The sequence below is a fragment of the Gordonia liuliyuniae genome (assembly GCF_021739025.1).
GTDB classification, from domain to species: Bacteria; Actinomycetota; Actinomycetes; order Mycobacteriales; family Mycobacteriaceae; genus Gordonia; species Gordonia liuliyuniae.
Genome location: NZ_JAKKOT010000002.1, coordinates 402,357 through 425,255 on the forward strand (window position 1 = coordinate 402,357; position 22,899 = coordinate 425,255).

At 67.6% G+C, this 22,899-nt stretch carries 20 protein-coding genes; 7 read left to right on the plus strand and 13 right to left on the minus strand.

From position 1 onward, the window contains the following. The first annotated feature begins 25 nt into the window (after window positions 1-25). From L5G28_RS02930 to L5G28_RS02940, 3 genes are read left to right on the plus strand one after another with little or no spacing between them, the layout of a single operon-like run. Window positions 26-1,633: an FAD-binding oxidoreductase gene (locus L5G28_RS02930; protein WP_237000247.1), complete on the plus strand. Its 1,608-nt coding sequence runs from the start codon at window positions 26-28 to the stop codon at window positions 1,631-1,633. Further along, complete coding sequence (locus L5G28_RS02935) at window positions 1,618-2,526, plus strand: diacylglycerol/lipid kinase family protein (protein ID WP_237000248.1); 909 nt, start codon at window positions 1,618-1,620, stop codon at window positions 2,524-2,526. The genes L5G28_RS02930 and L5G28_RS02935 overlap by 16 nt, the downstream gene beginning before the upstream one ends. Window positions 2,527-2,568: 42 nt before the next feature. Next, window positions 2,569-3,867 carry a TrpB-like pyridoxal phosphate-dependent enzyme gene (locus L5G28_RS02940; RefSeq protein ID WP_237000249.1) on the plus strand — a complete coding sequence of 433 codons (1,299 nt, stop codon included), beginning with the start codon at window positions 2,569-2,571 and terminating at the stop codon, window positions 3,865-3,867. Window positions 3,868-3,901: 34 nt separating this feature from the next. Here L5G28_RS02940 and L5G28_RS02945 read toward each other — a convergent pair whose 3' ends face one another. Continuing rightward, the gene (locus L5G28_RS02945; RefSeq protein ID WP_236998242.1) at window positions 3,902-4,780 is read right to left on the minus strand and encodes an endonuclease domain-containing protein; all 879 of its coding nucleotides are present in this window, start codon (window positions 4,778-4,780) and stop codon (window positions 3,902-3,904) included. A gap of 117 nt (window positions 4,781-4,897) precedes the next feature. Here L5G28_RS02945 and argG point away from each other — a divergent pair, with 117 nt between their 5' ends. Beyond that, on the plus strand, window positions 4,898-6,313 hold the full coding sequence (gene argG / locus L5G28_RS02950; RefSeq protein ID WP_237000250.1) for an argininosuccinate synthase: 1,416 nt from the start codon (window positions 4,898-4,900) through the stop codon (window positions 6,311-6,313). A 78-nt stretch (window positions 6,314-6,391) separates the two neighbouring features. Here argG and L5G28_RS02955 read toward each other — a convergent pair whose 3' ends face one another. The 10 genes from L5G28_RS02955 to L5G28_RS03000 form a co-directional block, all read right to left on the minus strand. Continuing rightward, window positions 6,392-6,967 carry a TerD family protein gene (locus L5G28_RS02955; protein ID WP_237000251.1) on the minus strand — a complete coding sequence of 192 codons (576 nt, stop codon included), beginning with the start codon at window positions 6,965-6,967 and terminating at the stop codon, window positions 6,392-6,394. 119 nt (window positions 6,968-7,086) lie between these two features. Further along, window positions 7,087-7,674 carry a hypothetical protein gene (locus tag L5G28_RS02960; protein ID WP_237000252.1) on the minus strand — a complete coding sequence of 196 codons (588 nt, stop codon included), beginning with the start codon at window positions 7,672-7,674 and terminating at the stop codon, window positions 7,087-7,089. Window positions 7,675-7,725: 51 nt separating this feature from the next. Next, entirely contained in the window at window positions 7,726-8,988 is a 1,263-nt protein-coding gene (locus tag L5G28_RS02965; RefSeq protein WP_237000253.1) for a TerD family protein, read from the minus strand. Window positions 8,989-8,997: 9 nt separating this feature from the next. Next, window positions 8,998-9,876 (minus strand): HAD family hydrolase, encoded by an 879-nt coding sequence (locus L5G28_RS02970; RefSeq protein WP_237000254.1) that lies wholly within the window; start codon window positions 9,874-9,876, stop codon window positions 8,998-9,000. Continuing rightward, on the minus strand, window positions 9,873-12,275 hold the full coding sequence (locus L5G28_RS02975; RefSeq protein WP_372477151.1) for a phosphoribosyltransferase: 2,403 nt from the start codon (window positions 12,273-12,275) through the stop codon (window positions 9,873-9,875). The genes L5G28_RS02970 and L5G28_RS02975 overlap by 4 nt, the downstream gene beginning before the upstream one ends. Then, window positions 12,260-13,441 carry an HpcH/HpaI aldolase/citrate lyase family protein gene (locus L5G28_RS02980; RefSeq protein WP_372477152.1) on the minus strand — a complete coding sequence of 394 codons (1,182 nt, stop codon included), beginning with the start codon at window positions 13,439-13,441 and terminating at the stop codon, window positions 12,260-12,262. The genes L5G28_RS02975 and L5G28_RS02980 overlap by 16 nt, the downstream gene beginning before the upstream one ends. Window positions 13,442-13,466: 25 nt before the next feature. Continuing rightward, on the minus strand, window positions 13,467-14,654 hold the full coding sequence (locus tag L5G28_RS02985; RefSeq protein ID WP_237000255.1) for a hypothetical protein: 1,188 nt from the start codon (window positions 14,652-14,654) through the stop codon (window positions 13,467-13,469). 68 nt (window positions 14,655-14,722) lie between these two features. Beyond that, on the minus strand, window positions 14,723-15,331 hold the full coding sequence (locus tag L5G28_RS02990; protein ID WP_237000256.1) for a TerD family protein: 609 nt from the start codon (window positions 15,329-15,331) through the stop codon (window positions 14,723-14,725). Window positions 15,332-15,342: 11 nt separating this feature from the next. Next, complete coding sequence (locus L5G28_RS02995) at window positions 15,343-16,449, minus strand: DUF475 domain-containing protein (RefSeq protein WP_237000257.1); 1,107 nt, start codon at window positions 16,447-16,449, stop codon at window positions 15,343-15,345. Window positions 16,450-16,575: 126 nt separating this feature from the next. Beyond that, on the minus strand, window positions 16,576-17,151 hold the full coding sequence (locus tag L5G28_RS03000) for a TerD family protein (protein ID WP_236998232.1): 576 nt from the start codon (window positions 17,149-17,151) through the stop codon (window positions 16,576-16,578). Window positions 17,152-17,533: 382 nt separating this feature from the next. Here L5G28_RS03000 and L5G28_RS03005 point away from each other — a divergent pair, with 382 nt between their 5' ends. From L5G28_RS03005 to L5G28_RS03015, 3 genes are all read left to right on the plus strand, one after another. Next, entirely contained in the window at window positions 17,534-19,333 is a 1,800-nt protein-coding gene (locus L5G28_RS03005; RefSeq protein ID WP_237000258.1) for a hydroxysqualene dehydroxylase, read from the plus strand. A 129-nt stretch (window positions 19,334-19,462) separates the two neighbouring features. Further along, entirely contained in the window at window positions 19,463-20,383 is a 921-nt protein-coding gene (locus L5G28_RS19265) for a hypothetical protein (protein ID WP_265743675.1), read from the plus strand. After that, on the plus strand, window positions 20,380-21,036 hold the full coding sequence (locus tag L5G28_RS03015) for a hypothetical protein (RefSeq protein WP_237000259.1): 657 nt from the start codon (window positions 20,380-20,382) through the stop codon (window positions 21,034-21,036). Before L5G28_RS19265 ends, L5G28_RS03015 begins: the two co-directional genes overlap by 4 nt. 122 nt (window positions 21,037-21,158) lie before the next feature. Here the strand turns inward: L5G28_RS03015 and L5G28_RS03020 are convergent, their stop codons facing one another. Continuing rightward, window positions 21,159-22,253 carry an inositol-3-phosphate synthase gene (locus L5G28_RS03020; RefSeq protein WP_236998205.1) on the minus strand — a complete coding sequence of 365 codons (1,095 nt, stop codon included), beginning with the start codon at window positions 22,251-22,253 and terminating at the stop codon, window positions 21,159-21,161. Continuing rightward, window positions 22,246-22,893 carry a PadR family transcriptional regulator gene (locus L5G28_RS03025; RefSeq protein WP_236998204.1) on the minus strand — a complete coding sequence of 216 codons (648 nt, stop codon included), beginning with the start codon at window positions 22,891-22,893 and terminating at the stop codon, window positions 22,246-22,248. The genes L5G28_RS03020 and L5G28_RS03025 overlap by 8 nt, the downstream gene beginning before the upstream one ends. Between the last annotated feature and the right edge of the window lie 6 nt (window positions 22,894-22,899).

Sequence of the window (22,899 nt, forward strand, 5' to 3'; positions counted from 1 at the left end):
CAAATGCGACCGGAAGGCTGTGCCCATGAGCAGTAATGAGATCGACATCAACGTCGTCGACTTCGTCCCCGGACGTTGGGGAGACCCCGCGGACCCGATGCGTCTGTCGGACTCGGTCACCGGAGCCTTGAGCATGCTCGGCATCACCGAGCAGGCACCCGACCCGGCAGCACTCGCGCTGCCGTCGCCGCGTCTGGACTCGAATGCACTGACCGCCTTCTCGGCCACCGGTGCGTCGGTCACCACCGACGACGAGGTCCGCGCGGCACGGCTCCGAGGGTTCTCGACGCCGGATCTGCTGAGATTCCGCGCCGGAGACGGCAGCGACGCCCCGGACGCCGTCGTCACACCGAGCACGGCCGACCAGGTCGCGGCCGTTCTCGCCGTCTGCGACGAGCAGGGCATCGGGCTGAGTCCGTTCGCCGGCGGAACGACGGTCACCGGCGGACTCGTCCCCGACCGGTCGCGCCCGGTGATCAGCCTTGACCTGCGTGACCTGACGGGTCTGCTGCACCTTGACGAGACATCACAGATCGCGACGTTCGCGTCGGGCACCCGCCTGCCCGACGCCGAGCGGCTTCTCGGCGAGCATGGCTTCGAACTGGGGCATTTCCCCCAGTCGTACGAGGGCGCAACCATCGGCGGGTGCGCCGTCACTCGTTCGGCCGGCCAGTCGTCCGTGGGGTACGGGCGGTTCGACGACATGGTCGTCGGACTGACGGTCGCCACACCGCGCGGCGTCGCCGAGATCGGCACCGCCCCCAAGTCGGCGGCGGGCCCGGACCTGCGCCAGTTGTTCCTCGGCAGCGAAGGGGCGTTCGGAGTCGTGACCCGAGTGCGCGTGCGCGTGCACCCGACTCCCTCCGTCCGGCGCTTCTACGGCTGGCACTTCCCGGACTTCGCCGCGGGCGCCACCGCGATGCGCGCCCTCGCCCAATCGAACATCAAACCGACGGTGCTCCGGCTTTCGGACGAGGCGGAGACCGGGCTCAACTTGGCAAACCCGTCGGCGGCGGGCAGCGCGAACGGACCGGTCGGCGGCTGCCTGATGATCGTCGGCTTCGAAGGTGACGCCGCCGACGTCGACTGCCGCGACGCCTACATCTCGGCGCGCCTGAACGAACTCGGCGGAGCCGCGCTCGGCACCGAGCCGGGCGAGCACTGGCGGGAAGGTCGGTTCCGCGGCCCGTACCTGCGCGATCCGCTGCTCGACGCGGGCGCACTGGTCGAAACTCTCGAGACGGTCACCTTCTGGTCGAACCTCGACCGCCTGAAGGCCGACGTCACCGCAGCCGTCACGGGCGCGCTCGGCGACCAGGGCACCCCGGCGGTCGTCATGTGCCACATCTCGCACGTGTACCCGACAGGAGCCTCGCTGTACTTCACGGTCATCGCGAAGTCCCTCACTGATCCGGTTGCCCAGTGGGCCGAGGCGAAGTCGGCCGCGAACGCTGCGATCCGGGCAGCGGGCGCGTCGATCACCCACCACCACGCGGTCGGCACCGACCACCAGGCGGCGTACCTGGAGGAGATCGGCGACGTCCAGCAGACGGCGCTGCGGGCGGTGAAGTCGGCACTCGACCCCAATGGCGTCCTCAACCCGGGGATCCTGCTGCCGTGCGCATCGAGGTGAACCCGCTGCGCATCGTCGCGGTCGTCAATCCGATCTCCGGAGGCGGCGCGTCGAAACAACAGTGGCCCGCCGTCGCCGACGCGCTGGCGACCGCAGGCGTCACCGATGTCCGTGTCGTCGAGTCGGAGTCGTCCGAGCACGCCACCGCAGTCGCCGCCGAGTCCGCACGATCGGGCGCGCTGACTGTTGCGGTCGGCGGAGACGGTCACGTCCGCGATGTGGCCGAGGGCGTGCTCAGCGTCGACGGCGCCCGGTTGGGCATCGCGGCCGCGGGGCGGGGAAACGACCTCGTGCGGCACCTCGGACTGCCGAGGGACCCGGCGGCGATCGCCGCCGTACTCACCGGCGGGGCGACGCGCGAGATCGACGTCCTGGACGTTCGACGGCCCGACGGCGTCACCACGATCGCAGTCGGCAACGTGTACGCCGGACTCGACTCGGAGGCGACCGAACTGATCAACAGCCTCCGCTGGATGGGGCCGGCCGCCTACCGGGTGGCCCCGGTGATGGCGGCGGTGCGGTGGAAGCCGATCCGGGCGTCGATCACCGTCGACGGCCAGACACGCGAGTCGCTCGCGCACATGGTGGTCGTAGCCAATTCGGGCGATTACGGCCACGGACTGCGGATGGTGCCAACGGCGTCGATCGACAGCGGCGCGGTCGAGGTCCTCCTACTGCGCGGCGACCGATCGAAGTATCGACTCGCGCGCCTGATGAAGCAGGCCGAGACCGGGTCGCATCTCGACCGACGCGAGGTCGAACTTCTTAGCGGTACGTCGATCACGGTGGCGACCGACCGCCCGGTCCCCGTGCACGCCGACGGTGACTACCTCTGCGAGGCGCCCGTGACGATCACCGTCCGTCCCCGTGCACTGCCGATCGCGGTGCCGTAGGGCCGCGGCGACCGCGCGTCTGGCGACACTAGTGTGACCTGCATGACAAATGTTGATGCGTCGAACCCCGATCTCGTGACAGTCGACGTACCCACGCACTGGTACAACCTGGCCGCCGAACTCGACGAGCCGATCCCGCCGCACCTGCACCCGGGCACCAAGGAGCCGGTCGGACCCGACGATCTGGCCGCGCTGTTCCCGGCAGGCCTCATCGCGCAGGAGGTGTCGACCGAGCCGTATATCGAGATCCCGGAACCGGTCCGCGAGATCTACAAGATGTGGCGGCCGGCTCCGCTCATCCGAGCACGCCGTTTCGAAGAAGCGCTTAACACCAAGGCGCGCATCTACGTCAAGTACGAGGGCGTCAGCCCCGTCGGGAGCCACAAGACGAATTCGGCTGTGGCGCAGGCGTACTACAACAGCATCGACGGCGTGAAGAAGCTGACGACGGAGACCGGGGCCGGCCAGTGGGGCAGCGCTCTCGCCTTCGCAGGCGCACAGTTCGGCATCGACGTCGAGGTGTGGCAGGTCCGCGCGTCCTACGACTCTAAGCCCTACCGCGGATTCTTGATCCGCACCTACGGCGGGACCCTGCACCCGAGTCCGTCCGACCTCACCGAAGCGGGGCGGGCGATGCTTGCGACGGACCCGGACACCACGGGCAGTCTCGGCATGGCGGTGTCGGAGGCGGTCGAGGTGGCCGCGAAGAACGACGACACCCGCTACGCGCTCGGCAGCGTGCTCAACCACGTCGTCCTGCACCAGAGCGTCATCGGCCAGGAAGCCGTCGACCAGGTGTACGCCGTAGAGCCCGGTGGCGCCGACATCGTGTTCGGTTGCGCCGGAGGCGGATCGAACCTGGCCGGGCTGTCGTTCCCGTTCATCCGCGAGAAGCTCAACGGCCGTAGCAATCCGCGCATCGTCGCCGCCGAACCGCTCGCCTGCCCGTCCATCACCCAGGGTGAGTACCGCTACGACCACGGTGACGTCGCAGGCCTCACACCGCTGCTGAAAATGCACACACTCGGCATGGACTTCGTCCCCGACCCGATCCACGCCGGTGGCCTGCGCTATCACGGGATGGCGCCTGCTCTGAGCCACACCGTCGAGCTCGGCCTGGTGGAGGGGACGGCGATCGGGCAGCACGACGCGTTCAGCGCAGGTGTGCAGTTCGCCCGAACCCAGGGCATCGTCCCAGCCCCGGAGTCGACGCATGCCATCGCGGCGTGCGCTGCACACGTCGCGAACAGCGATAAAGAGGAAGTCGTGGTGATCGGTCTGTCTGGGCACGGCCAACTCGATCTGCCCGCCTACGCGGACTTCCTCGACGGCGGGTTCTGAGCCGAGCACGAATGAGATCAGTACGCTCATCGGTTCATTCCGGCAGATTGCCCTCTCCGGCCGATGAGCGTACTGATCTCTGCACTATCGCTCGGGCTCTGGCGCTCCGGGCCCGGTGCCGGTCGGTGCGGGTGATCGCTCGGATGTCTTCGAGGACGCCGTCCCACCCGTAGATGATGTCGCCGTAGGTGAGACGCAGCGTCATCCATCCGTCGACGAGTGTCCGTCGGTCGCGGTGATGGTCACGCTCGTAGTCTTCCCGGCTGGAGTGGTGAAGTACCGAGTCGCATTCGATGATCAACGTCCCGATGCGCAGGTCGGCCCACTGGGCATCGGCGATGCTCGGCTGCACGACCACGTCGTAACCGAGGGCGCGTAGACGCACGCGGGCGATGCTCTCGGTGCCGGACTGGGATCGCGGGTCGGTGCGATACAACAGGTCGCGCAGCGTCGGACCGATACGCCCCATCGCTTCGGCGAGGTCTTCGACCGTCGTGCGAGTCGTGTTGAGGTACGAGTCGCAGACGGCGATCCACTCGTCCGGCTGGAGGCACCGCACCGCATACTTGAGTGCGACCGGGACCGGGTCCACCGCGCTCGGCGTGGTTCGGATCGGAGCCTGCAGCGGTCTGCACGCCCGATGCTTGCCCGCGAGGTTCGGGCTACGCCGCAGATGCAGTTCCCCGGCATGGCCGGGCGGAACCCACAACCTGTGGAAGCTCAACGCGGACACACAGGCGAGGACACCGCCGTCGCGCACGGCGGTCGCAGCCGCCGCATCGTGTCCAGGCGCGGCGAGCCATCCGTCACGGAGTCGCTGCAGGTCGCCGGAGAGTATCGCCCGCCGGATGTCCTGATCCGTATACCCCTGCGCCCGCAGTCGCTTCCGCGTATAAATTCCGGAATCTCTCACATCAGGTCAGACGCGACGCTCGCTCGTCAGGTTCCGCGACACACCGAAGTCGCTGCCCGAACGTCCAATCTGCCGGGTGATTCGTCGGTGGGCCGAATCACTGTTTAAGCTGGACGTATGTCGAAAGTGCTGAGCTCTCTGCCCATTGGGGAGCGCGTTGGAATCGCGTTCTCGGGTGGCCTGGATACGTCCGTCGCCGTTGCCTGGATGCGTGAGAAGGGCGCGATTCCTTGCACGTACACCGCTGACCTCGGTCAGGCCGACGAGCCGGACATCGCTTCGGTGCCCGGACGTGCAGGTCAGTACGGCGCAGAGATCTCGCGACTCGTCGACTGCCGGTCGGCGCTCGTCGAAGAGGGACTCGTCGCCCTGCAGTGCGGAGCATTCCACATCCGCTCCTCGGGCAAGACGTACTTCAACACCACTCCGCTCGGCCGCGTCGTCACCGGCATGCTGCTGGTCCGCGCCATGAAGGAGGACGGCGTCGACATCTGGGGCGACGGCTCCACCTACAAGGGCAACGACATCGAGCGGTTCTACCGCTACGGCCTCATGGCCAATCCGCAGCTGCGCATCTACAAGCCGTGGCTCGACACCCAGTTCGTCGAAGAGCTGGGCGGCCGCCACGAGATGAGCCAGTGGCTCACCGAACGCGACCTCCCGTACCGCGACTCGCAGGAGAAGGCGTACTCGACGGACGCCAACATCTGGGGCGCCACGCACGAGGCGAAGACCCTCGAGCACCTCGACCACGGACTCGACGTCGTTGAGCCGATCATGGGCGTCGCCGCATGGCGCGACGACGTCGAGGTCGCGACCGAAGACGTCTCGATCCGCTACGAGCAGGGTCGCCCGGTAGCCATCAACGGTGAAGTGTTCGACGACGCCGTCGCTCTGGTCGTCAAGGCCAATGAGATCGGCGGCCGCCACGGCCTCGGCGTCTCGGACCAGATCGAGAACCGCATCATCGAAGCGAAGTCGCGCGGCATCTACGAGGCGCCGGGTATGGCGCTGCTGCACATCGGTTACGAGCGTCTGGTGAACGCGATCCACAACGAGGACACCGTCGCCAACTACCACAACGAGGGCCGTCGCCTCGGTCGCCTCATGTACGAGGGCCGCTGGATGGATTCGCAGGCGCTGATGCTGCGCGAGTCGCTCGTCCGCTGGGTGGGTTCGGCCATCACCGGCGAGGTCACCGTCCGACTGCGTCGCGGCGACGACTACCACTTCCTCAACACGCAGGGGCCCGGCCTCTCGTACCACCCGGACAAGCTGTCGATGGAGCGTGTCGGCGACGCCGCGTTCGGTCCGTCGGACCGTATCGGCCAGCTCACCATGCGCAACCTCGATATCGCCGACTCGCGTGCGCGCCTCGAGCAGTACGCACAACTCGGTGTCGTCGGCGGCGCCACCGCGGAGCTCGTCGGCGAACTCTCGGTCGGCGGCGCGCAGGCCATCGCGGGCGGCCAGCCCGAGGACCGCGCATCGGAGTCGCTGGACCGCGCGGCCATCGATTCGGGTGTCGACTAGACGCTCGGCACCAGAGACGCAGTCAGACAGAAGGAGCGCATCGCCTCGGCGATGCGCTCCTTTGTTTCTCGGGTCGGGTCAGACGTTGACGCCGTAGTCGCGTGCGATGCCTCCGAGGCCGGAAGCGTAGCCCTGGCCGATGGCGCGGAACTTCCAGTCGGCGTTGTGCCGGTACAGTTCGCCGAACAGCATCGCGGTCTCCGACGACGCGTCCTCGGACAGGTCGTAGCGGGCCACCTCGGAGCTGTTCGCGCGGTTCACGACGCGGATGAACGCGTTGCGGACCTGGCCGAACGACTGGCCGCGTACATCCGCTTCGTGGATCGAGACGGGGAAGACGATCGACTGGACGTTCGGCGGGACCGCGGCCAAGTCGACGTTGATCGACTCGTCGTCGCCGTCGCCCTCACCGGTCAGGTTGTCGCCGGTGTGCTCGATCGCGCCGTCGGGCGACCGCAGATTGTTGTAGAACACGAAGTGCTGATCGGAGAGGACCTTGCCGTCCGCACCCAGGATCAGCGCGCTGCCGTCGAGGTCGAAGTCCGCGCCCGTCGTGCTCCTCGCATCCCAGCCGACGCCGATCGCGACGGAGGTGAGGCCGGGAGCCTCTTTCGACAGGGAGACGTTGCCGCCCTTGCTCAGGCTGACGCTCATAGTGGAATGCCTTTCTCTGCGCGGTGGAGCCGTCCCGCGATCACGCCGCAGGAGGACTCCTTCATGTCTACCGAATACTCAATCACGACGAGTCGTCCGGATGAACCGGACGAACCACGTCATTTGCGGTTGGAGTCGACGGTTCTGTTGGCGACCAACGCTTTACGTTTGGCCCGCCGCCGGCCGAGGAGATAGAAATCGACGGCGATACCGATCACGATGCCGACGATGACGCCGATCAAGGTGGCGCCGCGGAAACCGGGGCCGAGGATGTCCAGCTGGAGGCGTCCGGCGTTGGCGCCCTGACCGGATCCGACGACGATCGCCAGCGTCAACAGGTTGGGGACCAGCAGAAGCAGGGAGACGACGCCGAGCAGCCACGACCCGATGTTCTTGGGCGTCTTGCCGATCGAGAAGATCGCGAGGAGGGCGAAAAGCAGGGGAAGCGCGGAGCCGATGACGCCGAAGAACAGCCCCCACACGGTGCCGGAGGTGACGCTCCGGTCGATCCGCTCGCCCATCGTCGTGCCCCACCAGTCGGGGAGCAGACGCTGCAGAATGAAATAGCCGATCACGATGATCACGACCGTGCCGATGCCGAGGATCACCTTGTTCTTCGTCGACAGGCCCGGCAGGGACCATCGACGAGTCTTGCTCGAGGTTGCGTCGTCCACGGGTTCCGGTGGTACACCGGGCAGTTCGCTCATAGGACAACTGTGGCACAGACCGGCGTCCAGCGGCAGCGGCTTGCCGTCCGATCAGCCGAGATACGGTGTGACGAACGGGATCGCCTTGTTCGCCGTCTTCCCGTTGAAGCCCTCACCGATCGCGCGCATCTTCCAGCCGTCGGTCTCCCGATGGACCACGGCCATAGTGACGCCGGTGAACGGCATGCCGCCCGCCAGCGTGTAGCGGGCGAGCTCGGCGTTGGTCGACTGGTCGATGAGGCGGCAGTACGCGTTCTGAACCTCGGCGAACGTCTGGCCGCGGTACGACGTGACGACGAAGACCAGATTGTCGACGTGCGGCGCGATCGCGGCGAGATTCACCGAGATCACCTCGTCATCGCCCGCACCCTCGCCGGTCAGGTTGTCACCGGAGTGGATGATCGAGCGGTCCTTCGCCTTGAGATGGCCGAAGTAGACCGTCTCCACGCACTGTCCCTGCGAGAACATCAGGACGGACGCGTCGAGATCGATGGCGCTGCCGCCGCCACCGCCGCCGAAGAAGCCGCGCTTGGCCGGCCGCTGAACCGGATCCCAACCCAGACCCATCCAGACCTGAGTGAGGGCGACACCACCCTCCTTGCGCAGCGACACCTTCTGGCCCTTGACCAGCGAGACCGGTCGATCCTTCGAAAGGTTGACCTCGGGAGCGGCCGCGGGGGCGGGCGGCTGCTGCTGGGGTGCACCGTACTGGGGTGCACCGTTTTGGGGCTGGGAAGGGGGCGGTGTGTACGAGGGTGGGGCCTGTTGCGGAGCGGGGGCAGGCGGCTGTGGTGCGGGAGATGGGGGTGCAGGAGCTGGGGGTGCGGGGGCGTCGTCGACGGACACTCCGTGGTCGCGGACCAGATCGGCGAAACCGCCGGCATAACCCTGTCCGACGGCGCGCACCTTCCACTGGCCGTTGCGCTGGTAGACCTCCACCGCGATCACCACGGACTCGCTGGTCAGGCCGTCCACGACATAGTCGAACAACGGTGCGCCCGCGGCGTCCAGCACGTGGGTCACCGGCGGTGCGAACTGACCGAAGCTGCGCGACGTGTCGTCGAGGGTGATGACCGTGCGGATCGCGGCGATATCGGCCGGGACGCCCGTGGTCGAGATGTGCAGGCGCCCGTCCCGCAACTGCACGCCCGGACCGGACGGCTGGTTGAAGAACACGAAGTCGGCGTCGCTGCGCACCTTGCCTGCCTCGGTGACCAGCAGCGCCGACACATCGGCGGGGGCGGCCACGTCGACCGATATGACGACGTCGGGGCCGGGCAACGGGGCGTTCTGGCCTTTGGCGAGTGATGACACGGGGTACCTCTACTTCTCGGCGAACGCCGGATCGGGAACAGGGATGTCCAGAGCAGTGTGGTCGGGAGTCGGTGAGTCAGGAGTGTGGGCGGCCAACCACGCGAGGACCTCCTCGCCGGCCGCGATCCCCGCACGACGTGTGACAGCCAGACCGGGGATCGTCCACCCGGAATCGTGCAGTTCGCCGTGGCGCGGACGGATTGCGTGGTCGGCTGACTCGAGCATGTCGGCGTCCAACCGGCCGTCGCCCGCGGCAAGGACAGGGGCGTCGGCCGACAGGGCACCATCGTCGACGAGACGGCGACGGACCTCGGCGATCGCCGCTGACTTGGTGACCCCGACGGGCATCGCATAGATCTTGCGTCCCTGCTGAGACACCGTCCACCCGCGCGGAACACACCACTCGTTCCAGGACGCGAGGAAATCGGCGGGCTGCCGCTCAGTGTCGACGACGAGATAGGCGAACAGATCGTCCGCGACACGTGTGGCACGGACCCACGACTCATCGATTCGCGTCAGCAGATCGGCATGCAGGTCCGCGAGGGGTACGGACCGGTCCCGGACCCGGGCTTGCAATGCGGCACGCCACCCGACGTCGTCTTCGCCGTCGCACAGGATCCGGCCACCGTTCGAGACCACCGCGAATCGAAACGGCCTCCCCGGCAGCATGATCCGTTCGAACTGGGCGCGCGTGCGCGTCGTGACCGGGACGACCGGGGTGCGCGCGGCCAGAGCGGTCAGCGCGTCGACGCCCGACTGCGTCATGAACGACAGGGGTGCGTCCCGGTAGATCTCGACGCAGACCGAGTCGGGACCGGGCGGTGCGGCCAGCGCCGACTCCGAATAGATCATGGTGCGGTCGAGATCGGTCGCGATCAGGGCGTTCACACGTTCTCCTTGATCAGGCCGACGCACGAATACGCGAGGTCGGGGACCACGTCGACGGGCACGCCGCGTTCGGCGGCCAACATCCGAATGTGCTCGTGCTCGGGGAGATCCGGTTCGCGCACCAGGATCCGCCACGGGACACGGCGCAGCAGGACGCGCGTCGTCTCGCCGATCCCCGGCTTCACGAAGTTGATCGACGACAGTTCGTACCGGTTCTGCATCGCCTCGACCGACGCCCAACCGTCCCAGTGCGGAGTCCGGTCGGCGGTCCGCAGGCGCACTGCCTCAGCGACCGCGTCGTCGGCGACAGACGCGAACGCGGCGGTCACCGCGTCCAAGAAGCGATTCGACGCGTCGAACGGGGCGAGATCGCGGTAGAACTTCGCGCCGTGGAAGTCGCCCGGACCGATCAACTCATCGTTCAACACGGTCCGCGAGACCAGCCCGGACACCGTCGAATTGAGGCACGCCGACGCGATCAGGAAGTCGTCGCGTGTCCCGAACAGGCGCGTGCACGACCCCGGGTCGGCGAGCACCGCGAGTTCGTCGTTCAACCTCGCGCCGCCCGTCGCCGCATACTCGTCGAGCGCTGCGGACAGCTCCCGCGCGATGGCGCCCTTTCCGGTCCACCCGTCGACGAACACCACCGAATCCGGGTCGTGGCGGGCGGCGATGTAGTCGAGCGCGACGGCGTCGATGCCGCGGCCACGCACGATCGAGACACCGTAGTGCGCCGGGGCGATCGACCGGGTGAAGCGGATCCAACGGCCGATGAGAACCCCGATCGGCGTGCCCGCGCGCGCCAACGACACCAACGTCGGATTCGACGAGCGCTCGGTGAGGATCAACTCGGTGACGGTGCCCACCGCCAGGGCGAGACGACGCGCCGACTCGGCCAACGAGGCGTCGAACAACTCCAGGTACTCCGCCCCCGGCTGGAATTCGATCGGCAGCGACTCCGCGTAGTGCGACAGGCCCGCCTGGATTCGGCGCTCGCGTTCGACGACGTCGCCCTCCAACGAGAACTCCGACAGGTCCTTGAGCAGCCACGCAACCTCGTCGGGGGCGTACGAACCAAAGTCGGGGCTGCGCAACGGATCTCCGGCGGGCGCGAGTCGGCTGCCCTGGCGGGCTCGGGCCACGGTCAGCCGGGCCGGATCGCTCGACGGGATCGTCACCACGACGACGCGGTGCCCGGCCGCCGACAGAACGTCCAGAAGCCCGCCGTCGGCGCGCAACGCGTCGGTGTCGGCCGGATCGTCGAGCACCAGCAGGACGGCAGGTGTCGTTCCCGAACCCGGCGCGGCGACGTTGTAGAGAAAGCGCCGCGCGTCGTCGACGCCCTCCGGCGACGGGAATGAGAAGCCGCGGCGCAGCGGGTAGCCGTTCTCGTCCACCACGTGGGCCGGGGATCGCGAGGTCGTCTGAAACGACGCTTGAACCCCTTGGTGGACAAGCCGTTCAGCGATGCACAACGGCAGATACATGAGTTCTTCGTGGCCGACGACGGTGACCGGCTCGCCGTCGGCGAACACTCCGCGCAACCCGTCGGTCAGGTCGTCCACCGCACGGTGGAACCCAGCGGTGTCGGCGGCGAGGAAGCCGTGGCGACCGCCGTCGGGCACCGCCGCCGGCCACGGAGCCGAGACGAACTCCACGGTCCCCGGCACGTCTGCCGTCGGATTGAGGTCGGCCGGCGCCAATGCGCACACCCGGTCGGTGAGGTCGTCGGGCAGCGACACGGTGCCCGACGCCAACGCCACGAAGTCGATCACGACTCCGATTCGGGCGGCGGCCGCCGCGCACTCGGCGTGATGATTCCCCGACCGCATGTCGACCAGCGACGCCACCACGTACCGGTCGTGGGGGTCGAGACCGTGCAACGCCTCGACCGCCTCGACCGCTGTCCGCCCGGTGCTGATCTCGTCGTCGACGAGCACCACCGGAACGCTCGGATCGGTCGCGAGGAGTTCACCGTCCGTGGGCTGCAGCAGGTGGGTCGTGGCGTGCGAGTGCCCCTCTTCGAACGATCCGTGAACGGTCGCCGACGCGACCGCCCGCCGGGTCGAATGCAGATAGCGAGCGGCGCCCATCCGCTCGGCGACACAGTGGCCGAGCCCGGTCGCCGTCTCCGCGAACCCGAGGACCGTCGCGGCTCGAGCGCCCTCGCCGAGGACGGAGACGACGGCGTCGCCGAGCGCGTCCGCGGCCGCGCGCACCCGGGCGGGCGGCGTCGGCAGATGCTTGCCGAGCACCGTCGACACCAGCAGGTGCGCACGTTTGGGATTGCGGCGCAGCCCGAGCAGGACCAGCGCGTCGACGTCGTCGCCGGTCACGGTCGCGCCGAACGCCTCCGTGACCCACGAACGGCCGGTATCGGCGGTCACTCGCCACTCCATTCGGTGAGGAGGTCGACGAAGTTCACGTCGGGGCGGGTCACCCCGAACACGTGCGCCCGATCGACCACGTCGAGCGCCCAATTGCGGTGCGGTTTGAGCTCGTTCATCTTGTTCCCGTACGACGACGCCTGCGCGCCGCCGCCGTTGCGGTCGAGGACGTCGAGCGCATCGGAGTACTCCTCGTCACTGACGCACGACAACGCGTGCACGGCCCCGACGTGGACCGGGTGGATGACGGTCTTGCCGGTGATCCCGTTCGCGCGGTCGAGGGCGATCTCGCGGAGCAGGCCGTCCATGTCCCGGCTCACCAGATGCTGACGGAAGTAGACGGCGTCGTTCTCCCGGAACGGCGTGTGCCGCAACGTCGGCGCGAACATGCGTTCGTGGTTGGCGAAGTACTCCCACACCGGGCCGGTGATGACGAAACCCGTCCCGTCGCTGCGGCCGAGCATGTTGACGATCGTCGCGATCACGTCGGATGCGACGCGGACGTCGTAGACCGTGACGTCGCGGTCACGGCGGATCCCGAACAGACCGCAGATGTCGGTCGCGCCGATCCGCACGGCCAAGACTCGTTCGCGGTGCCGGTTGAGGACGTCGCGGATCGCGACGAGTTCGTCGTCGCGCGTCTCCCGCGCGACGACGCGGGCCGTCTCGAGCACCGGCATCGCGTACAGCGGACGATCCATCCCCTGGGAGGCGACGGCGACCGCGTCCAGCGCGGCGGCGCCGGTCCCCGCTTCGAACTTCGGGATGACGAACCCGGCGAGACAGTGCCCGGGCGGGAGCGCAGCCGTGATCGTCTCGATGTGATCGATCGACCGGACTCGCACGAACAGCAGCACACCCGACCAGCCGTCGGCGGCGAACGCCGCGATCGTGTCGATCGTCCGTGCGAGCGCGAACGCCTCGTCGTCGTCGGCGACGGCGTCCTCCAAGTCGATGACCATCGAGGTGGCGCCTGCTGCCGCGCGTCGACGGATGACGGCGGCCAGGTCGGGTCGGGTCGCCGGGACGTACAGGGTCGCGCCGAGCGCCATCGCGAGGTGCGCGATCGGCGAATCGAGGGTTACCGGCTGCGGTCGACGTCGAAACAGGCGATCGCGCTGCGCATCGTCGAACTGCGGAAAGTGGGTGATCCCACCGGTCACGGTCGTCTCGGACAAGGTCATCTCCTTCGGGGGAGTCGTGTCACGGGCGCGCCACTTGGTCGCGCATCCGGCCGATGATCTCGGTGATGCGGCGGTCGACGGCGCGCAGTTGGGTGAGATAGCTCCAATAGTCCGGGTGGATGCGTTCGAGCGTGGTCCCCGCCCGGTCGATCCGGTCGCTCTGCGCGTCGAGCACCGAACCCCAGTCGCGTTCCAGACCGTGCCCGAGCGCGAAATGCTGCGCATCGCGCACCCGGAACCGCACCTGCGCCGACGCCTCGACCGGATCGCGGCGCACCTCGCGCAGATCCGTCAGACGGTCGAACGCCCGGTCGAGCGCCTCATCGGCATGCGACAACCGATTGCGGGCCTTCTCTGCGGCGGCGAGCGCCTCGTCCGGTGCGCCCGCGAGCAGTGATCGTGCGCGGTCGAGTTCGGTTGCCGCGGCGGCGAGGTCGGCGCGCACATCGTCGGGCGTCGACATGAGGTCCGCCGAACACTCGGAACTGAACTCACGGAGGAGCGCCGACACCACGTCGGGAATCTTGTCCAGCCGCGTCGTGACGGCATCCATCCGAGTGTCGAGCGAGCGGATGGTCCGGTCCGCGTCGGCGGCCAGGCCGGGCGCCTGCGCGAGCAATTGCTGCACGTTCTGCGCTGCCGCGATGACGGCTTCGCCGCAGCGTTGCCGATCGGCGAGGCCGGACGCCGCGTCGAACGCCGACAGATCGCGGGCCAGACGGTCGGCCGCCGCCCGTACCGACGACAACCCGACGTGTTCGGGAGCCGCCGCATCGAGAGCCGCCAATGCGTTCGTCGCCGTCACCCGCGCGTCACGATCGGCCTGTTCGGCGCCCGCGATCGCCGCGCGACCGGCGTTCAACGCACGGCTGTGCGCCGCGGAGAAGCGCTCCAACGTCGCCGACACCTGGCCGAAGCCGCGCAGGCACGCGTCGACCGCGGCAGGCGTCGCCTCGGGGGACCCTTCCGCGGACACCGTGAGGTACTGCGAGATGACTGCGTCGTACTGGTCGCGCACCGCGTTCCACTCGGCCGACGGAATCGATCCGGCCGACACCGAGCGGGCAGCGCGGACGGCAGGCGCGACCCGGCCCATCGTCGCCTCGCACGCGAAGAACGCGTCTGTCAGCGCCGCGAGCTGCGCCCCGGTGGCGCGGTCTTGCTGCGGCCGTCTGCTGAACAGGCTGCGACGCTGGTTGCTGGACACTCTTCGATGCTATCGATTGCGGTGACAGGCGCCTGATCGGTCGAGAACGACCCGACCGATCAGAACCCTCACTTGCGGCCCGCGGTCCAGTTCATGCCGAAGCCGTACGCGGCGTCGACGTCGCGCTGTGCGCCTCGGATGTAGCGGACTTCGCGCTGGACCTGCATCTCGCCGTTCACGTTGGTGAGCATCGCGATGGCGCACGAGATCGATTGGTCGTCCGCCGAGTCCAAGTGGACCTCGACCTGCGGGCCCGACGTCGGCATCAGCGTCACGACACCGTTCGCCGCCGACCAGTTGGGTGCGCCCTCGTAGATGTACGCGAAGATCAGCACCCGACGAAAGCGATTCACGTCGCCGAGATTGATGTGCAGGTTCTCGCCGCCGACGGAGCCGCCGCTGCGATCGTCGCCGTCCAAGAAGATGAACGGCGGCCGGTCGAGGTCGCCGAACGAGTTGCCGAGTGCCTGCACGACGCCCTTGGATCCGTCCGCCAGCTCGTACATCGCGGCGAGGTCGAGGTCCACGGCCGTGTTGCGTTTGAAGAATCCACGCGACGGGGCCGACTGTGTCCAGTTGAGGTTGACGCGCATCGCGCCCTGCGTCTCACCGCGTTTGGTCAGCGACACCGACGGTGTGTTCTTGTCGAGGGTCACCTTGTTCATGTTGATCGCCATGGTCTGCCGTCCTACTTCGCGTCGATGGGTTCGGAAATGGGTTCGGGTGCTTCGGCGGCTTCACGCCGCTTCCTGATGATGCTGGTGATCAGCGCCGCAACGATCAGGACGACACCGACGAGGCCGGTGACGACCTCGGGGACATGGGTGCCGATCGAGTACATGAGGATCAACGCGAGCGCGCCGATCGCCCAGTGCGCACCGTGCTCGAGGTAGACGTACTCCGACAAGGTGCCCTGACGGACCAGGTACACGGTCAGCGAACGGACGAACATGGCGCCGATCAGGCCGAGGCCGAGGGCGATGATGATCGGGTCGGCGGTGATCGCGAAGGCGCCGATCACACCGTCGAACGAGAACGACGCGTCCAAGACCTCCAGGTATAGGAACAGGAAGAAGCCCGCCTTGCCGGTCGCCTTGACCAGGTCGGACGGTCCCGACGAGTCGTCATCGTCCTCCTCGGTATGAAACAGCGAACCGAGTCCGTCGACCACGATGTAGGTGATCATGCCGAGCGCGCCCGCGATCATCACAGTGCTGGCTTTGCCTTCCGGCGCGATGTAGCTCGCGGTGATGACCAGGAGCGCGGTGGCGATGACGACGTTGAGCATGTCGAGCTTGCCGATGCGGATCAGCGGGCGTTCGATCCACGAGAGCCAGGTGATCTCCTTGTCCTCGAAGATGAAGCCGAGGAACAGCATGAGAAGGAACATGCCGCCGAACGCAGCGATCTGCGGGTGCGCGTCGGTGATGATCGTCTCGTAGCTCGGGTCGCCGTTCGCGAAGTACGCGGCGTCGCCGGCGGGCGGGTTCAACGCGAGGTCGAGGGCGTCGACGGGGTTGAGCCCGGACGCGAGCCAGACCACGGCCAGCGGGAACAGCACGCGCATGCCGAACACAGCGATCAGGATGCCGATGGTGAGGAAGATCTTCTGCCAGAACTCGCTCATCCGGCGGAGCACAGTGGCGTTGATGACGGCGTTGTCGAACGAGAGCGAGATCTCGAGGATGCCGAGGATGAGGGTCAGGAGCAGTGCTTCTGGCCCGCCGTAGATGAACGCCACCACCAGCGAGACGATGGTGATGAGGAACGACAGACCGAATATTCGGAGGATCACGTGCGGGGACGGCCTTTCAGGTGGGGTCGGCGCGCGTCTGCGGTGTGCAGGGGCTCAGCGTCGCCGGTGCAGGCGAGCGCACCGTCGGAACCGACGGCGCGCTCGCAGCAACGGAGGAGTCGGTCGTCAGACGTTGACGCCGAAGTCGCGGGCGATGCCCGCCAGGCCCGACGCGTAGCCCTGACCGATGGCCCGGAACTTCCACTCGGCGCCGTTGCGGTACAGCTCGCCGAACACCATCGCGGTCTCGGTCGACGCATCCTCCGAGAGGTCGTAGCGGGCGATCTCCGAGCCGTTGGCGCGGTTGACGACACGGATGAACGCGTTGCGGACCTGGCCGAACGACTGGCTGCGAGCATCGGCGTCGTAGATCGAGACGGGGAAGACGATCGAGTCGACCTCCGGGGGAGTAGCGGCCAGGTCGACGTTGATCGCCTCGTCGTCGCCGTCGCCCTCACCGGTGGTGTTGTCACCGGTGTGCTCGATGGAGCCGTCCGGGGAGCGCAGGTTGTTGAAGAAGATGAAGTGCTGGTCGGAGACGGCCCTCTTGTCGGTCTTGAGGGCGATCGCGCTGCCGTCGAGATCGAAGTCGGTGCCGGTCGTGGTCCGCACGTCCCAGCCGAGGCCGATCGTGACGGCCGTCAGGCCGGGGGCCTCCTTGGTGAGGGAGACGTTGCCGCCCTTGGTCAAGCTCACACCCATGTGCATTCCCTTTCAATCGGCGAGCTGGATGCTCGGTGTCGACGCGTACCCCGAAGTCCGGTGCAGCGTCACTGTATCGGCGTCTGGCGGTGTCAGGTCGTACGAGAAGTCGGTCATTTGAACCAGAGCGGGCTTCCCAGAGGCCCGAAACGTAGGTCTGCCGCCCTCGTTTCCCAAGGTTAGCGTGAACTGGCCTCGTCGGCATGGGGGCGATTCCCCAAAGTCGGTGCTTCGGATGAATCCGACGACACTGCCGGTGAGTCTGGAACACGCGGCCGGTGAGACTATTCTCAGAATCCGTCCCACTCGGGGAGTGGTCAGTGGTACACATCACAGACAGCGACGTTGCTTCGGACGCCGCATCCACGGGACGGGGAACCCCATGAACGACGAACGTGACTCGATCACGCGCAGAACGGCTCTGAAAGGCGCGGCGGCCGCGGCGGTGGCGACCGGAGTGCTTGCGGCGAACCCGTGGGCATCGCAGGCGACGGCCGCCCCTCGGAAGCGATCACGACGCGACGTCGCGATCTTCGGAGGCGGGATGGCTGGGCTGTCCGCCGCCCACGAGCTCGTCGAACGCGGCTTCGCCGTGACCGTGTACGAGCCGAGCAGGCTGGGCGGCAAAGCATTCAGTCACGACGTCCCCGGCACCGCGAAAGGCCGCCGCAAGGCACTGCCGGGCGAACACGGATTCCGCTTCTTCCCCGGCTGCTACCAGCACGTCCCGGACACCATGGAACGCATCCCGGTCGCCGGCGGTGGCAACGTTCGCAGCAGGCACCTGGTGAACGTCGAGACTGCAGTCATCGCATTCGACGACGCCGGATACGCGCCGACGACTGCGCCGACGTCTGCGATCGGCATGCTCGAACATGCGGGGCCGATCGTCGATCTCGACAACCTGCGCAACGCGCTCACCACCGGGCTGAGTTTCGTCCGCGACATCTCGCCGCTCGAGCTCGCATACTTCGTCAACCGTGAACTGATCTTCGCGACGAGCTGCGACGAACGACGGTACGGGCAGTGGGAGAAGATGTCGTGGCGTGAGTTCGTGAAGGCCGACAGCAAGTCACCTGCGTACCGGCGCTACCTGGCAGGAGCCCTCACCCGGGCTCTCGTCGCGGCCAAATCGGAGACGGCATCGGCTCGCACCATCGGCTCCATCGGTCTGGCTCTCGCGACGTCGGCCACCGGACTCGTACCGCAGTACGGGACCGGTCCGATCAACGGCGGTGTCGACCGGATCCTCAACGCGCCGACCAACCACGCGTGGATCGACCCGTGGGTCGCCTATCTCAAACGACGCGGCGTCACCTTCGCGACGAACCAGGGCGTCGCCGCGTTCGAGTACGCGGGCGGCCAGATCACCGGTGCGCGGCTGACGTCGGGAGCCGCCGTCGACGCCGACTGGTATGTCGCGGCGATGCCGATTGATCGTCTCGGCCCGCTGCTGAGTCCGGCCCTGCTGGCCGCCGACCCGTCGCTCCGCGGGATCGGGAAGTTGAACGACGATTGGATGGTCGGCATCCAGTTCTATCTGTCGCGGCGCAGCGTCCTGCCGCCCGGCCACATCGCCGCGCTCGGCACGCCGTGGGCGTTGACTGGACTGTTCCAGGCGAAACCCTGGGGCGTCGACTTCGCCAAGAAGTACGGTGACGGCCGCACCCGCGACTGCCTGTCCATCGACATCTCCGACTGGGACGAACCCGGAATCCTCTACGGCAAGCCCGCCAAACGCTGCACCAAGAAGGAGATCGCCGAAGAGGTCTGGGCGCAGATGAGCCGCGCGATGAACGCGGGCGGAAAGAAAATCCTGCGCGACGACGAGATCGTCGCCTGGTCCCTCGACCCCGGGATCAGTTGGACCCCGAAGATCACGAATGCGACGCCGCTGATGGTCAACACGGCAGGCTCGTACGAACACCGCCCGCACGCCCACACGAAGATCCCCAACTTCTTCATAGGAGGCGACCACGTCCGCACCAACATCGACCTCGCGACCATGGAGGGCGCCAATGAGGCGGGCCGGCGGGTCGCCAACTCGATCATCGCCGCATCCGACAGTCCGGCGAAGGACGCCGCGGTGCACCCGCTGTGGGAACTGCCCTTCCTCGAGCCGCTGAAGGCCGAGGACCGCAAACGGTACCGATCCGGGCAGCGACACATCCTCGACGTCTGACGTCTCGCGCGTCGTTCGAACGGTTCACAATCGCGCCGCGTTGTGGCGTGTATGTCGATGATCGGCATTACGCTCCTGACACCACGGTGCCGCGAAGGGGTCGGCGCCGAAGAGTAAGGAGACAGTCGGATGCAGCCGTTCATCCAGGGGTCCGGGCCTAGACCGCAGCCGCCGACCGGACCGATGCCGGGCTACCCGCCGATGGGTGGTCCGCCGCGCACATCGTTCGACATCGGACGGATCGCCTCGGGGGCCACCGTCGTCGCAGGCGTCATCGTCCTGTTCTGCTCACTGCTCGACCTGTACTCGATCACCGTGGACCCGGGCAAGGTCGACGACTCGGTGGACGGCACAGTCGAAGTGGGTATGGGCTTCTACACGATCGTGCCGTTCAACGCGCCCGTCGTCGCGCTCGCCATCCCGATCCTGATGCTCGTCGCCGCGGTCACCGCGATCCCCGGCCTCCTCGGGCGCCGGCAAGGCTCACTCGTGTCCGCGGTCAGTGCGATCGCGGCGACCCTCCTCGGTCTGGTCCTGATGATGTCCAATCCCTTGCCGGGCGTCTCCCTCAGCGGCGACCTCGAGAAGGACGCGTCGGAGGAACTGTCCGACGTCGGCGTCAAGTCGGTCGACGACCTCGTCGACCGCGTCGTCGACATCGGCCCGGGCGCCGGCCTGATCATCGCCGTCGTGTTCGGGTTCCTCGCATCCGCTGCCGCGGGCATCGCATACTGGCGCAACGGCGGCGACGAGCCGCACCTGCCTCGCGGGCCCGAGTTCGCCGCACCTGCGGGTCCGCAGGCCGGAGCCTTCGCGCCCCAACCCCCGATGCCCCAACCCCCGATGCCCCAACCCCCGATGTCCCAACCGCCCGCGCCGGGCTGGGCCCCGACGCCTTTCGACCAGCCGCCTTTCGACCAGACGCGTCCCGACCAGCCGCCTCCCGACCAGCCGCCTTTCCCGCAGCCGCCCTCGGTGCCGTTCGAATCGACGCAGATCGCGCCGATTCCGCCGCAGCAGCCGCCCACCGGCTCCGCGGGAACGCCGTGAACACCTCGCGGATGGTTGCGGGCGTCACTTCGGTGCTGGGGCTCGTCGGACTCGGCCTGACGATGCTGCCGTTGATCTCGATCGACGTCAGCGGACGACTCCTGAGTCTGCTCGGCGACGAAGACTTCCTGATGTACCTGCTGTTCGGCCAGGACACGTCGCTGACCGAGTACTGGGACCGGACCTGCGACGCGTACGAGGTGAACTGCCCGGGCTCGGGCGGCGCCCAGATGGACGTGACCGGCTACGACGTGATCGCCTCCGGCTACGCCGCGGCCGCGCTCATCCCGATCGTGCTGGCGCTCGGCGCCGCAGTCGGCGCCCTCTACGCGTGGCGCGGTCGCGACCGGAGGATCTTCACATTCCTGAGCCTGGCGACCGCTTCGGCGCTCTTCGTCCTGCTCTTCACCTGGCTGCACCCGTCGGTCGCCGTCTCCGGAACCGGCGAACTAGGTCAGTTCGACACGGGTGACACGACCGAAGCCACCGGATCGGAAGCCGCCCTGTCCGTCGGTGCGGGCCTCTACCTACCGGCAGCCGTGCTGACCCTCATGTTCGCGCTCACCACGTGGCAGGCTGTCGCGGCGTCGAACCTCGCGCGCCGAACCCGGCCGCGCCTCACCCGCGTACCGACGGCTCCGACCTTCGGGTGAACGCAGTGACGTGCGAGGTCGAGTGATGCACGACGACGACGGCACGGCTCACCAGGTGAGCCGTGCCGTCGACGTGTCTTGGGGATCGCGCGCTCGTCGCTCGAGCGACGAGTTGTGGAGCCTTAGTCGGCGCCGATGATGAATGCTTCGAGCTGGGTGCGCGCGACGTCGTCGGCGATCTGCTCCGGCGGGCTCTTCATCAGGTAGGCCGAGGCGGGCAGGATCGGGCCGCCGAGGCCGCGGTCCTTGGCGATCTTCGCGGCGCGGACGGCGTCGATGATGATGCCTGCCGAGTTCGGGGAGTCCCAGACCTCGAGCTTGTACTCGAGGTTCAGCGGCACGTCGCCGAAGGCGCGGCCTTCGAGACGGACGTACGCCCACTTGCGATCGTCGAGCCATGCGACGTAGTCGGACGGGCCGATGTGCACGTTCTTGTCGTACACCTTGTTCGCGAGCGAACCGTGCAGGTTGCTGGTGACGGCCTGGGTCTTCGAGACCTTCTTCGACTCGAGACGCTCACGCTCGAGCATGTTCTTGAAGTCCATGTTGCCGCCGACGTTCAGCTGGTACGTGCGGTCGAGGGCGACGCCGCGATCCTCGAACAGCTTCGCCATCACGCGGTGGGTGATGGTGGCGCCGACCTGGCTCTTGATGTCGTCGCCGACGATCGGGACGCCCGCATCGGCGAACTTCTTCGCCCACTCCGGGTCGGACGCGATGAAGACGGGGAGAGCGTTGACGAACGCGACGCCCGCATCGATCGCGCACTGGGCGTAGAACTTGTCGGCCTGCTCCGAGCCGACCGGGAGGTAGCTGACGAGGACGTCGACCTGGGCGTCCTTGAGTGCCTTCACGACGTCGACGCCGTCGCCGTCGGCCTCGGTGATGGTCTCCTTGTAGTACTTGCCGAGACCGTCGAGGGTGTGGCCGCGCTGGACCGGGACGTTCAGCGGGGGAACGTCAGCGATCTTGATCGTGTTGTTCTCGCTGTTGCCGATAGCCTCGGCGAGGTCGAAGCCGACCTTCTTGGCGTCGACGTCGAACGCGGCGACGAACTCCACGTCGCGGACGTGGTACTGACCGAACTTGACGTGCATGAGGCCCGGAACCGTCGAGTTCTCGTCGGCGTCCTTGTAGTAGTGCACGCCCTGGACCAAGGATGAGGCGCAGTTACCCACGCCAACGATGGCCACGCGCACGCTGTTGGTTTCACCCATGGTCGGGCTCTCCTTCTTCGTGTGACGATACGGCGGAATGCGGTACCGCCGATTCATTTCCTACTTCGATGCCGTCGCCGGAACCCGGCACATCGGCATTCAAATCCTTCGAGCCGGTCGATGCTTCGTCGGCGATCAGCTTGTTGAGCCATTGGACTTCGCGTTCGGAGGTCTCCAAGCTCAATTCGTGCATCTGCCGCGTGTAGTGGTCGTTGCCGCGCGACGAGCGCCCGAGCATGTCGCGGAGCCCTTCCCGACGCTCCTCCACCTGACGACGCCTGCCCTCCAAGATCCGTAACCGCGCGACGGCGGGCGTGCGGCTGAAGAACGCCAGATGCACCCCGAAGCCGTCGTCGGTGTAATTCTGCGGTCCGGTGTCGGCGACGAGTTCGCTGAAGCGGGCCTCGCCCTGCGGGGTCAGCCGGTAGACCCGGCGGCCGCGGCGGACCTTGGCGCCGGTCAACGTCTCCGGCTCGTCCTCGGTGATCAGCCCGTCGGCGCGCATCCGGCGCAGCGTCGGATACAGCGAGCCGTAACTGAACGCGCGGAATGCGCCCAACAGGCCGGTCAGACGCTTACGCAGCTCGTAACCGTGCATCGGCGCTTCGAGGAGAAGGCCCAAGACGGCGAGTTCGAGCACGACGGA